Source organism: Dyadobacter crusticola DSM 16708 (assembly GCF_000701505.1).
Lineage (GTDB): Bacteria > Bacteroidota > Bacteroidia > Cytophagales > Spirosomataceae > Dyadobacter > Dyadobacter crusticola.
Genome location: NZ_KL370786.1, coordinates 1 through 11,831, shown reverse-complemented (window position 1 = coordinate 11,831; position 11,831 = coordinate 1). Strand labels below are relative to the sequence as shown.

General features: G+C 46.8%; 10 protein-coding genes. 2 read left to right on the top strand and 8 right to left on the bottom strand.

Annotated features, from left to right (window positions below; translation table 11 throughout):
• Positions 1 to 67 precede the first annotated feature (67 nt).
• The 7 genes from Q369_RS29605 to Q369_RS0122035 form a co-directional block, all read right to left on the bottom strand.
• A complete protein-coding gene (locus tag Q369_RS29605) occupies positions 68 to 259 on the bottom strand; it encodes a DDE-type integrase/transposase/recombinase (RefSeq protein WP_157488283.1) in 192 nt (63 codons plus the stop codon).
• A 4-nt stretch (positions 260 to 263) separates the two neighbouring features.
• Entirely contained in the window at positions 264 to 707 is a 444-nt protein-coding gene (locus tag Q369_RS29600; RefSeq protein ID WP_229206920.1) for an IS3 family transposase, read from the bottom strand.
• Positions 708 to 760: 53 nt separating this feature from the next.
• Positions 761 to 1,090 carry a transposase gene (locus tag Q369_RS0122055; protein WP_031529901.1) on the bottom strand — a complete coding sequence of 110 codons (330 nt, stop codon included), beginning with the start codon at positions 1,088 to 1,090 and terminating at the stop codon, positions 761 to 763.
• 198 nt (positions 1,091 to 1,288) lie between these two features.
• Complete coding sequence (locus tag Q369_RS29340; protein WP_051664216.1) at positions 1,289 to 2,638, bottom strand: T9SS type A sorting domain-containing protein; 1,350 nt, start codon at positions 2,636 to 2,638, stop codon at positions 1,289 to 1,291.
• Between the two features lie 40 nt (positions 2,639 to 2,678).
• Positions 2,679 to 4,019: a tail fiber domain-containing protein gene (locus tag Q369_RS0122045; protein WP_031529899.1), complete on the bottom strand. Its 1,341-nt coding sequence runs from the start codon at positions 4,017 to 4,019 to the stop codon at positions 2,679 to 2,681.
• Positions 4,020 to 4,177: 158 nt separating this feature from the next.
• Positions 4,178 to 5,530 carry a T9SS type A sorting domain-containing protein gene (locus Q369_RS28525; RefSeq protein ID WP_051664215.1) on the bottom strand — a complete coding sequence of 451 codons (1,353 nt, stop codon included), beginning with the start codon at positions 5,528 to 5,530 and terminating at the stop codon, positions 4,178 to 4,180.
• An 86-nt stretch (positions 5,531 to 5,616) separates the two neighbouring features.
• Positions 5,617 to 6,828, bottom strand: coding sequence for a tail fiber domain-containing protein (locus Q369_RS0122035; RefSeq protein WP_084165819.1), 1,212 nt, complete (start codon positions 6,826 to 6,828; stop codon positions 5,617 to 5,619).
• An 827-nt stretch (positions 6,829 to 7,655) separates the two neighbouring features.
• On the opposite strand from Q369_RS0122035, the gene aqpZ reads away from it, so the two are divergent.
• Positions 7,656 to 8,336 carry an aquaporin Z gene (aqpZ, locus tag Q369_RS0122030; RefSeq protein WP_031529896.1) on the top strand — a complete coding sequence of 227 codons (681 nt, stop codon included), beginning with the start codon at positions 7,656 to 7,658 and terminating at the stop codon, positions 8,334 to 8,336.
• Between the two features lie 244 nt (positions 8,337 to 8,580).
• Here the strand turns inward: aqpZ and Q369_RS29120 are convergent, their stop codons facing one another.
• Entirely contained in the window at positions 8,581 to 8,718 is a 138-nt protein-coding gene (locus tag Q369_RS29120; RefSeq protein WP_157488282.1) for a hypothetical protein, read from the bottom strand.
• A gap of 737 nt (positions 8,719 to 9,455) precedes the next feature.
• Between Q369_RS29120 and Q369_RS0122010 the strand changes: the two genes are divergently transcribed.
• On the top strand, positions 9,456 to 11,831 hold a 2,376-nt coding region (locus tag Q369_RS0122010), incomplete at its 3' end, for a ligand-binding sensor domain-containing protein (protein WP_031529894.1).

The following is an 11,831-nucleotide window of genomic DNA, read 5'->3' as shown; positions in this document are numbered from 1 at the left end:
TGGACGTGCTTGCCCTTTGGGTTACAAATAGCACTAGAACTGAAACCTTAGTGACGCAGCCGCGTTACTAAGCCCAGGCGTTGTCGTACGGATCATCCGCGCGGGACATACTCTGTTTCAGTTTGAAGGTCTTTATTAATTTCTTCATTCTGTGCGACAGATATTGACCACCACGATCAGAATGTATGATCATCCCTGGCTTTACCTTGCGCCTCAAAAGAGCCCTTTCCAATGGCTCCCGGACAAGGCTTTCCTGCATATTATCAGCCAATTGCCAGCCAACTACCTGACGAGAGAATAGCCGCGGTGGCGTACCACTCCATCCATACGCATAAATACGCCCATTTGCCCCCTTTAAGAGGCATATACGTGATGTCGGAAACCCATGCACAATTTGGGGCCTTCGGCTTGGGCTGATCCAGTAAAAGATTGGGAGACACCCGTTTCCCATGACTGCTATCTGTCGTCCTTGGAATAAATTTCGGGGGCTGAATAGTTCTCAATCCTTCTTTACGCATGATTTCAGCAATCTTCCTACGGCCGATTTTTATCCCCTTTTGCTTCAAGGATTCTCTAATACGCCTGCTACCGTATCGCTTGAAATTTTGAATAAACTCTTTCCTAATTTCATGCTTCGGCCGGTTGTATTTTTTATCGGCGTTGTGGCTCTTCCCTTGACGGTAACGATAGTATGCCGTCCTGCTCACATCAAAGAGCGAGCATAAATAATTGGTCTTGTGCGTCCGAGAAAGCGAGTATATCAGCTCATAGACGTCCCTGAGTCGGACTGGCTCAAGAGACCTAATGCCTTTTTTAAGATCTCACGGTCGGTTTTCAGGCGCTCATTTTCAGCACGGAGCTTAGCAACTTCTGCAGCTAGCTTCGCTGTTTTCTCGTTGCCACTTTCGCCGCTATTTGATTTTGTCTTTTTCGTTGCCATTCTTCTCCAACGATAAAGAACATTCTCGGCAATTCCAAAAGCCTCAGAAGTTTCCCTAGCACTTCTGCCCGAAACGAGCATTCTGATCACTTCTTGTTTGAATTCAGGATCGTAACTCCGACGAGTTTTCACGAACTTTGGGTCTTTCATTTTGCATCATGTTGAGCAAAAATGTGTCCCGCTTTTCGGAGCCACCTCACCCATCATCCAGGAGGAGCTTACAATTGTATAAGCCTAATACTATGTCAAAAAACATTGCTATATGAAGAAGGCACCTATTACCAGTGCCCTCTTCACTCCACTACCACGAAAGCCAGGCTATCAAATTATTATTTGTTAACCAGTTTATTATTTGTTAACCAATATCTTATACGTAGATGATTCGCCATTCAGACATGTTAACCTTACGATATACATTCCTTGTGCAAGGTACCTGATATCGACTGTCCCATTGCCCTTTGAAAGTGATGCGGACTGATAGACTAAGCGGCCATTCAGGTCGCTTATAACCATTTCCTTTACATTGGCATAATCCCTGATATTGAGCTTATCAGAAGAAGGGTTTGGATAAACAGACAAATCCGATGGGCTACCGTCAAATCTAATACTCCGGATACGGCTATATGCAAATGTCCCGTCATTGTCCACCATTCTTAACCGGTACAGGTTTTCTCCGTGCGACGGACCGCCACTTGCAGGCGCATAATCGGTATATTGATAATCCCTCAAAACCTTGCTTTCACCATGAGATTTCACGATCCCAATCTTGTTCCAGGTTTTGCCATCCAGGCTGCGCTCTACTTCGAAGCGGTCACTGTTGGTCTCAGCCGTGGTAGACCATTTTAATTGCGCGGCCTGTCCTTCTTTTGTAACATTGAAGCTGACCAAGGTAACCGGCAGCGGCACCGCCAGTGCAGCAAACGTATAAGCGGTATAAGTATTAGGTACAATGGCTGTTGTTGTCGTAATGGACCCGGCTGTCAGCTCGCTTGTGCCACCTAAAACCGAGGTTGCGTCCATTTTAGAATCAATGGCCACCCATTGCGTCCCGTTCCAACCGACGATGGTCAGTTTGTTAAGCTGGCTGCTCGTTAGTGTCTCAATCGCGCTGCCTGCATCCCAGGTCAGCGTCAGCGGGGTTGCGCTGCTCCCATCAATATCCCAGTATTCCACCGTGCTTACGACATCGACATTGGGTCCCATGCTGCTGGTGGCAAATGGTCCGCCCGTGGGCAGCGCCGTATAATCGCTGCCAGTAAAAAGATTACTGGTAGTGGCAGTATTAGCGTCTGCATGAAAATACGCCCCCATGGTCCCATCCCCCGAAGCAGCGAACTGGCCCAGGTTGCCATTATCGCCCACTGGAAAGATAAATTGTCCGGTCCCATACTTTCGCACGTAACCGTCCACATACCCCGCATCAGATGCGTTTGTGGAAACAAGGTTGGCACCTGCAAAATTGAGGACGCCGAAGTTGCCTGTTGCACGCTCGGTCAGGATTACCCCCGGCTGCGCACCGCCACCGCCGGTTGCAAAATTGTGGTTGGCGAAAAAGGTCATCTGCGCACCGCCGAAAATGGTGGTATTGCCCTGAGACCCCTCCTGCGCCTGGGCCAGATGCCCTAATAAAAGCAGCGTCACAGAAACTGCCATGCTGATCCATCCTTTTTGGGATGAAGCGGTATATTTTTGTTTCATTGTAAAGTCTGTTTAATGCTCATAAGCACACTCTCGGATTTCATTTTGATTTTTCCAGAGTCGTGGACCCATTAACAACAGATATTCCCTGTAGTCTTGCTTCGATATCTACCAGCTTTGCAGCCAGGTTGTCTACTTTTTCAACCTGAGTTTTAAGCGCCTGATTTTCGAACTTCAATGCTTCAATCTCTGCTTGCTGCTCCTGGATGGCCTTCGTAAGTACAGGTATGATCTCTGTATAGCGGATCGACATGAAATCACTCTTGTCTTCTGGTGTGTTCACTACATCTGGTAATACTTTTATGGCTTCCTGCGCTATAAAACCCAATGAATAGTGCTTTTCATCTGTTTCCTTGTAATGGTATTTTTTAGGACGTAATTTCATAACTGCTGCCAATCCGTCCTGAATATCGGTGATATCTTTCTTAGCGCGAATGTCGGACACACTAGACCAGGTCACATCACCATTTTGTAATCTGACGCCGACATTGTTAGCGGCCGTTCTGAGTGTATAGCCTCCGACAAAACGCATATGCAAGCTGTTATTTGCAAAAGAATTGACGTCAGTTACGTACCCATCGCTAATTACCATGCTTCCATCATGGAGTGCTCGTGCCTGACGTCCGATAGCAAAAGAGTTATTTCCGTCTGCTACTGCGAGATAACCAACCGCAAAGGACACTGGCCCGCTGGCCGTCGAGCTGTGGCCAAATGCTATTGAATTAGCACCGGATGCTGTAGTATTGTATCCAATCGAAATACCACTGGCACCTGACGCGCGTGTTGTATGCCCGATTGCGACAGAGTTATTTCCACTAGCTAGATTATTATACCCTAATGTAATAGCTGCGGCGCCTGTCGCCTGAGTACTTTGTCCTAATGCCACTGAATTGTTACCTGCTGCATAAGAACTTGTTCCTCCGGCTAAGGAATTACCAGCAATGGCTTGGTTGCTGCTGCCGTAAGTAAAAGCGTTGCGTCCATTTGCACTTGTGAAGTTGTCAAAGCCTATGACCAAGGAATTCTGTCCTGAGGCGACGTTATTTTGTCCGACACTAATGCTGTACCAGCCATTATTGGCATTTCCTGTTCCAAAGGATGCCGCAGCTTGTACGCCCGTGCCGAATGTGTTGACCGGCCCCTGGTTGACAGAAAGATTGCCATTCTGAACGTTTAATTTGACGGTAGGTGCAGCAATACCCACACCTACATTTCCATTTTTTAAAACCACCATATGCCCCCCACTGTTGTCTTCAACATCAAGGTTAGCATTAGCAGAAATTGTCGTGGGATTTGCTCCAATTTTCACCTGTGCAAAAGAGGTTGACACCGCCGTAAGCACAACAAAAAAAGTGGTGGTTAGTAGTTGTTTTGGTTTCATAAAAAAGATGATTAAGTGGATTTTAAGTGGATTACTTACTTGTTTAAAGGACGTGGTATAGCATGAATACAAACACTTCGACTGCTAGGGTGCACCACTTGGCACACCCTAGCTCCATTAGTTCTCGTGATGCATTTAGATCAGGATAGCCGGCCGGATTATTTGTTAACCAAAACTTTATGTGTAGAAGATTCGCCGTTTAGGCGGGTTATCTTTACAATGTACATTCCTTGCGCAAGGTTCTTGACATCGACTGTCCCATTGCCCTTTGAAAATGATGCGGAATGATATACTGAGCGGCCATTCAGGTCGCTTATAACCATTTCCTTTACATTGGCATAATCCCTGATGTTGAGCTTATCAGAGGAAGGGTTCGGGTATATAGACAAGTCTGAGGCGCCACCGTCAAATCTAATACTCCGGATACGGCTATATGCAAAGGTCCCGTCATTGTCCACCATTCTTAACCGGTACAGGTTTTCTCCGTGCGACGGACCGCCACTTGCAGCCGCATAATCGGTATATTGATAATCCCTCAAAACCTTGCTTTCACCATGAGATTTCACGATCCCAATCTTGTTCCAGGTTTTGCCATTCAGGCTGTGCTCTACTTCGAAGCGGTCACTGTTGGTTTCAGCAGTGGTAGACCATCTTAACTGTGCGGCCTGCCCTTCTTTTGTAACATTGAAGCTGACCAAGGTAACAGGCAGCGGGATTGTCAGTGCGGCAAACGTATAAGCGGTATAGGTATTTGGTACAATAGCTGCTGTTGTCGTAATCGACCCGGCTGTCAGCTCGCTTGTGCCACCTAAAACAGAGGTTGTGTCCATTTTAGAATCAATAGCCACCCATTGCGTCCCGTTCCAGCCAACGATGGTCAGTTTGTTAAGCTGGCTGCTCGTTAGTGCCTCAATTGCGCTGCCTGCATCCCAGGTCAGCGTCAGCGGGGTTGCGCTGCTCCCATCAATATCCCAGTATTCTACCGTGCTTACCACATCGACATTGGGCCCCATGCTGCTGGTGGCAAATGGTCCACCCGAGGGAAGCGCCGTATAATCTGACCCTGTGAAAAGGTTACTGGTAGTCGCAGTATTAGGGTCTGAATGAAAATATGCCCCCATAGTTCCATCTCCGGAAGCAGCGAACTGGCCCAGGTTGCCATTATCACCCACGGGAAAGATAAATTGTCCCGTCCCATACTTTCGGACGTAACCGTCCACATACCCCGCATCAGATGCGTTTGTGGAAACAAGGTTGGCACCTGCAAAATTGAGGACCCCAAAGTTTCCTGCTGCACGCTCGGTAAGGATCACCCCAGGCTGTGCACCCCCACCGCCGGTTGCAAAATTGTGGTTACTGAAAAAGGTCATCTGCGCGCCACCGAAGATGGTGGTGTTGCCCTGGCTGCCCTCTTGGGCTCGGGCGGCCCACGGGGCACATATGACTGCCAGCGCCAACAGGATGTTTACCCAGGTCTTTGCTAACAGTGAATTTACATGAATATCTTTCATAGCATATTTGAAAAAGTGAATGATGAGACAATTAATGGCCGGCCATCAGTGATTACTTGCCGTTTCCGTCATAAGTCTTTTCAAACTTATTTAGCCACTGTTTTTCCACCATGTTGCCCCTCTTTTGAAACCAGTATTTGTCTCAACGCCTGTATTTCCTGTTCATTAAGGCCACTAACTCCCTTTTTCAATGCTGCAACTTCCGCGCTCAACTGTGCTTTTTCGCTTTCCAGGGACTCTACCTTATCGCTAAGCTCCTGTACTGATTTTACCAGCATCGGAACAAGTTTACTGTAATCTACCTGCCATGGAGAAGTCTTTTCGTCAGCACCACCAACGCTAACAGCCTGCGGGTACACTTTGTGTAGCTCCTGAGCCAGAACGCCAGTAGAAAGCGCCTTTTTGGAATCCGATTTGAAATTGTAGTCGTACACATTGATTGCTTTCAAGGATTCCAGTCCGAATTTCGTCGCCTTGATGTTTTCTTTCAGACGCTGATCAGAAGTGGTGTTGTATTGTACCCCTGCGCCAGTGTATGTAACTGTTCCCATATAAGTGCCAGCTACTGCGAAAACTAACAACTGCTGACCTGCAACGGTGCCAGCAGGCTTAGTAAGATGCAGGGGAGCACCATTTCCGGAGCGCTGTATACCAACAAACGCATCCCCTGTCGGCGTAGTGGTCGCTTCAAATCCATTGATATTTGAAGTTCCGTTCCAAACGTTGCCGGTTTGCACCCCTGTTCCAGCCAACACCTTAGTCGTTCCGCGAACATCTAACCGTGATTGGGGGACTTCTGTGTTAAGACCTATGAAGCCATGCCTGCCGCTAGAAGCTGACATAACGAATGCATTCGAATCTAATATGGATACTTCATTCATTGGTTGCAAGCGAATGTCTGTTGCTTGATTGCCCCGCAAGAAAAGATATTTGTTGACCTGATTATCGATTTCGTAACCAAACATCGCACGTCCGCCATTGAGCATAATGGTAGTCGGAGTCCCTACGTTGTTCCCTCCTGCTGGGTCGAAAATCGCAACAACATTAGATGCAAATGGCGGCCTGTTGACATTCGTGATGCCCTGAACGTGAAGACTTGCACTTGGCGCCTGGAGGCCGATACCCACATGACCCGAATTCAATACCACCATGTGTTCGTTATTGTTGCCTTCTACATCCAGGTTTGCATTCGGGGTGATAGTCGTCGGGTTTGCGCCTATCTTCACTTGGGCAAAAGAGGTTGACAACGCCGTAAGGACAACAAAAAGAGTAGTGGGTAGTAGTTGTTTTGGTTTCATAGATAAGATGATTAAGTGAATTCTACTAGAGATATTTAACCCTACTAAGGTAATTAACTTTGCTATTTCGAGCCGCGATATTTCGCTACTTGTAGGGATACTTCTACAAAGTTCAAACTGCACTTACACAGGCGTGCGCAGGAAATAATTTTAGGAAGACGACACAGAAGTTCTCGGGGCACTTACCTGGATACCCTGTATGAGAACCCTGGCAGTGATCCAGTTAGCCCGTTCTATTCCGCTATATGATGAAGCCCAGATGTAGATTAAATACTACAATAAAGTAGTTGCAACTCAGGGCTTTTTTCTTGAAGCGCATAGAAACTATTTCTAGTTTTGCCGCATGTATCTGATCTGCGCCAAATAAGCTTCTTACGGGTGCAGACCCTATCCTTAGTACCTATGAAAATCACCTTATGACGAAGATTTTGATTGTTCAGAACCATTATCTGGTCACGCCAAGATGAAGTTTGTAATAATTGACCTGTACCCCAAATCTCAGATCCTTGAAGCCACTAATCTTTGAAAGAATGCTCGCACATCTCAGAGGCGATGATTTCGATCTTATTGATCTTGACCGCACTCAGCACACACGAAGTAGCCGTTACCAAGTAACGTTTACCACTCCCGACCGGGAATCCAGTCCGCACTATTTTATTTGAATCGCACACCTCGCAAAAAAATGACCCATGAAGATCCTCCTGGTTTTGGCAGGAAAGACTGGACATATACTTTGGTATTCATTGTTCTTCTCATGCTCGTGTACCTGTCCAGGACATAGCTATCGCCAGACATTTATCTTTTAGTACCTAACCATCCATATTTGAATGAAAAACTACGTTGCAGAATTTATCGGAACTTTTTGGCTTGTTTTAGGTGGCTGTGGAAGCGCCGCTTTGTCGGCCACATTCCCGCAGGTTGGCATCGGCCTGTTAGGGGTCTCGCTGGCATTCGGCCTGACGGTACTTACCATTGCCTATTCGCTCGGCCATATTTCCGGGGCGCATCTGAACCCCGCAGTTTCACTCGGCCTTTGGGCAGGAGGCCGCTTTGATGGCAAAAAGCTTTTGCCTTATATTATCGCACAAGTAACAGGTGCGATTGGCGGTGCTGCCGTGCTTTATGTGATCGTTACCGGCAACGGAGCCGAAATCGGCGATTTTGCTGCTAATGGCTATGGTGAGCACTCGCCCGGCAAGTACAGTATGACAGCTGCCCTTGTTACCGAATTCGTAATGACTTTTATGTTTTTGATCATCATTTTGGGTTCTACTTACCCTTCGGCACCATTCGGCTTTGCCGGCATTGCGATCGGGCTTGGTCTCACGCTGATCCACCTCATTAGCATCCCAGTCACCAACACCTCGGTGAACCCGGCGCGGAGCATCAGTCAGGCACTCTTCGTGGGCGATTGGGCTACACAGCAGCTTTGGCTTTTTATAGTGGCGCCCCTGGCGGGTGCGTTTCTGGCTGGAACGTTTTATAAGCTTGTTCTGGCTAAAGATTGAAGCCTGCGTTTTTCGGAGCACGCTGCTGTTGCCAATGTCTTCACCAGTTCAAAAGGTCATCTGTTTAGCCAGTTTATCCATGTCATTGCGGTACTTCGTGTCAGAAATGTGGCATACAATTCCGTCATCACCGCACCAGGCTGAATACTGGTTACACGGATTTGAATTTATTGCACGACTGGATTCGCAAGCCGTCGAAAAGGCGGCGATTGCAAATCCAGTTGTGCAATAGATCGAGATCCTTTCACACCTCTATGGACGGGAAGCTGCACACTTTCAATGTATTGGCAAACAATGTCCTGCCGTGCAGCGATGGGTGCCCGGAGATGTACATGTGTCTCTTGCTGCCTGAATCTGCATTGCCAACTGTGGATAAAGCCAATAGCATACTAATTTTCAGCAAAACTGCCGGCTTTCGCCACGCTGATCAATTCCACATACCTGACACAGCTTGAAGTTGTTGTATTCCTTTCCACAACGGGAGAAATCCTGACTGCCACCCAGAAACGGGCCCATTCGGCTTGCGATACTGAGCATCACTGGGACTAGTAAGGCCAGATGCTGGAGACGAGATTTCGAAATCATACTTTTTTTCCCGTTCATACCCACGCGCGGGGCTTATCACCGCACGCGGCTGGAAAAGCAAGAATGTTCCATACCGCGCTGGGACATCATGCCAGCACCTTCACGGATCCCAACGCAATGCGTCACTTCATAGCCGGTATCCAATGCGTAGGAAAGCTGGATTAGTTAGTGATGCGTTCAGCTTCTATTCAAACTTATTCCTCAATCCTTTCGCAAGCTTCTTTACAGCGGCTGACTGGGAATTGAAGCCATTCATCCCGCTCGGAATGGATTTATAATATGTTGATGTCCAGATCATTGCTTAAAAACGATGCACTTAACGCCACCGTTTTACCTCAAGCTCATCATTAATCCAAGTCCCGCAGCAAGGCCTCGAATGTTAATTACCAAATAAGATTTACCCAAGAAACCTGGTGCTTAATTGTTGCCCGGATCTCAATCTTGAGTCACATTTCTCGCTTTCATAACATTCCCTTGTAGTACGCTTTCTATATTTGGTCTCCGGAATTCTTTACAATTGAAATCGTAGTTAAAGTGAAATTTACCGTTAGTTCATATCTCTTAGCGTTTGCGTTGTCTTTTCAATTCTTTATCAGCCAAGCTCAGTTTGCAGAGGTGGGCGGTCTTTCTGCATACGAGGTGCGTCAATATACCGATGAGAATGGCTTGCCTCAAAATAGTATCAAATCGATCACCTCAGATGCTGAGGGTAATGTTTGGCTAGCGACTGACGGTGGACTGGCCAGGTTTGACGGGAGGAAATTTAAAATTTTCGACAATTTCGGAAAAGGCCATTTCGACCGGAGTATCGCATCCTTTCATATAAATCCCGCACATTCTGACGGGAGCTTCTTTGCGGCCAATGACGAGAGAACCTATATCCGGATTATCAATGGTCAAGCCACTGTGGACAGCAGCTGGTACAAGGAAGGAATAGCACCACTACCCCTCCACCAGCAAGGCATTGAATTCTATTTGACAGAAGGTTTGCCTAGTCTTGGACGAGACCACATTTTCCTTTCGAAGCTCGTCATTCCAACTGGTGATAATCACTTCTTTATATACGACAAAAAGAACGTGGAGTTCTTCAAGGGCAAAAGACGAATCAAATCTTTTCCGTTAGCAGATAGGGATTTCTGGGGGTTTTTCCGATTGAAGAACAACTTATACCTTTTCGAGAACGGCGCGTTTTCTCGCTTTGCAGATACGTCACCTTCCTTCCCTGAGTATGTAAGCCTTTCAGGTGACATTCTCGATCATCCCTTGCATGTCCAAGGTAACAAAGGCGTGATTCACTGGAATAACTGTACAGACCAAGTATATATCCAGCTCGGGAAATCACTGTATACGGTACATGAGGGATCAAGAGGTGAACTTAAAACGAGTCTCATACTAGAAGGTTTCGACTTTGAGGCCAATCAAATTACGAAGGTACACTTCGATCAGCAAACAGGCCGGATCTTCCTGGGAACTTTAATAAACGGCTTGTTCGTATTGAAGAAAAAGCCATTCCGGCCTGTCTATGCACGTTTTGAAGGAGCAGATAATGTCTTCTATAGTCAGGTGGCGATTAATAACAGCGTCTTTACAAGTTACGGAACCGTGTTTTCCTACGATGAATCAAGTGATGAGATCTCAGCCCGTCAAATAGAAAGTCTTAGTAAGACGGATCTTACAGCTTTACTCGTTGACAGCAGGGGTAATATGTGGTCTGAAAAGCGTTACACCATCTTTGAAACGGAACCAGGTGGTAGAGTCAAAAGGAAGTGGACTTTGCCAGCGCAAATAACCCAACTGTACGAGGGAAGGGATGGAAGAATCTGGATTGGGCTAAGATCTGCCGGGTTATACACGCTGGATCCCGCCGACCCTGCCGCCGAGCCCAAGCTTTTCCTGGCAGGCCCCATGACACACGCTTCCTGGATCCAGCAGCAAACCGAAGACATACTTTGGGTGGGGACTGGCATGGGATTGTACAAGATACATATTCCGACCCGAAGGGTATCTTACATCAAAGGCTTGGAGAACTCTCATATCCGTAGCTTACATATCCCAGGTAACAGCGATGAGATTTGGATCTCAACTTATAAGGATGGTTTTTTCCTGCTTAAAAATGGGAAACTAACGAGCTTTCCGCTCGATAGAAACAGGCACCTTGCCAATGCGCACTGCATTGTTGAAGATGAGAAAGGATTTTTCTGGATTTCCACAAACCGGGGCCTGTTCCAAATACTCAAAAAAGACCTCTTAGACTATTCGGAAACACAGGTAAAACCATATTATCATTATTACTCCAAGGCCGACGGCTTCTACACCAATGAATTTAATGGTGGCTGCTCGCCCTGTGCAGTACGACTAGCCAACGGGTATGTATCTTTACCTTCGATCAAAGGTTTGGTTTGGTTCAAACCCGAGCAAATCTCTACCGAGTTGCCCGATAAAAGGATTATTGTTGACCGGATTGAAATAAATGGCAAGGCTGCTTCACTAAAAGATAATAACGTCACTTTCCGGCAGGACCAAAGAGAGTTAAGGGTCTTTGTAACCACACCATATTTTGGAAGTCCGGAAAATATCCACTTTTCTTACGCATTGACTGCCCCGAACACTACGCCCAGCCACCAGGAATGGTTGCCTATCGAAGCTTCCAGTGACGTTATTAACATTTTGCAGTTGAAACACGGCAAGTATGTTTTACATGTTCGCAAGCAGAATGGCTTTGGAAGAGGCAATAACGAGTACGTGAGTATAGAGATAACGGTCCCACCACTATGGTATCAGACTTGGTGGTTTTTTCTGTTGTGCGGAATCGGCAGTTTCCTGATTGTTTCTGCCATTCTAAAGGCACGAGTAAGCTCAGTCAAAAGAAGAAATTTAGCCCTTGAAAGCCAGATTGAATATCGGACGAAA

Coding starts and splice junctions, on each gene's coding strand:
- aqpZ (WP_031529896.1), top strand. CDS start 7,656: ATGAAAAACTACGTTGCAGAATTTATCGGAACTTTTTGGCTTGTTTTA.
- Q369_RS0122055 (WP_031529901.1), bottom strand. CDS start 1,090: ATGAAAGACCCAAAGTTCGTGAAAACTCGTCGGAGTTACGATCCTGAA.
- Q369_RS0122035 (WP_084165819.1), bottom strand. CDS start 6,828: ATGAAACCAAAACAACTACTACCCACTACTCTTTTTGTTGTCCTTACG.
- Q369_RS0122045 (WP_031529899.1), bottom strand. CDS start 4,019: ATGAAACCAAAACAACTACTAACCACCACTTTTTTTGTTGTGCTTACG.
- Q369_RS28525 (WP_051664215.1), bottom strand. CDS start 5,530: ATGAAAGATATTCATGTAAATTCACTGTTAGCAAAGACCTGGGTAAAC.
- Q369_RS29340 (WP_051664216.1), bottom strand. CDS start 2,638: ATGAAACAAAAATATACCGCTTCATCCCAAAAAGGATGGATCAGCATG.
- Q369_RS29605 (WP_157488283.1), bottom strand. CDS start 259: ATGCAGGAAAGCCTTGTCCGGGAGCCATTGGAAAGGGCTCTTTTGAGG.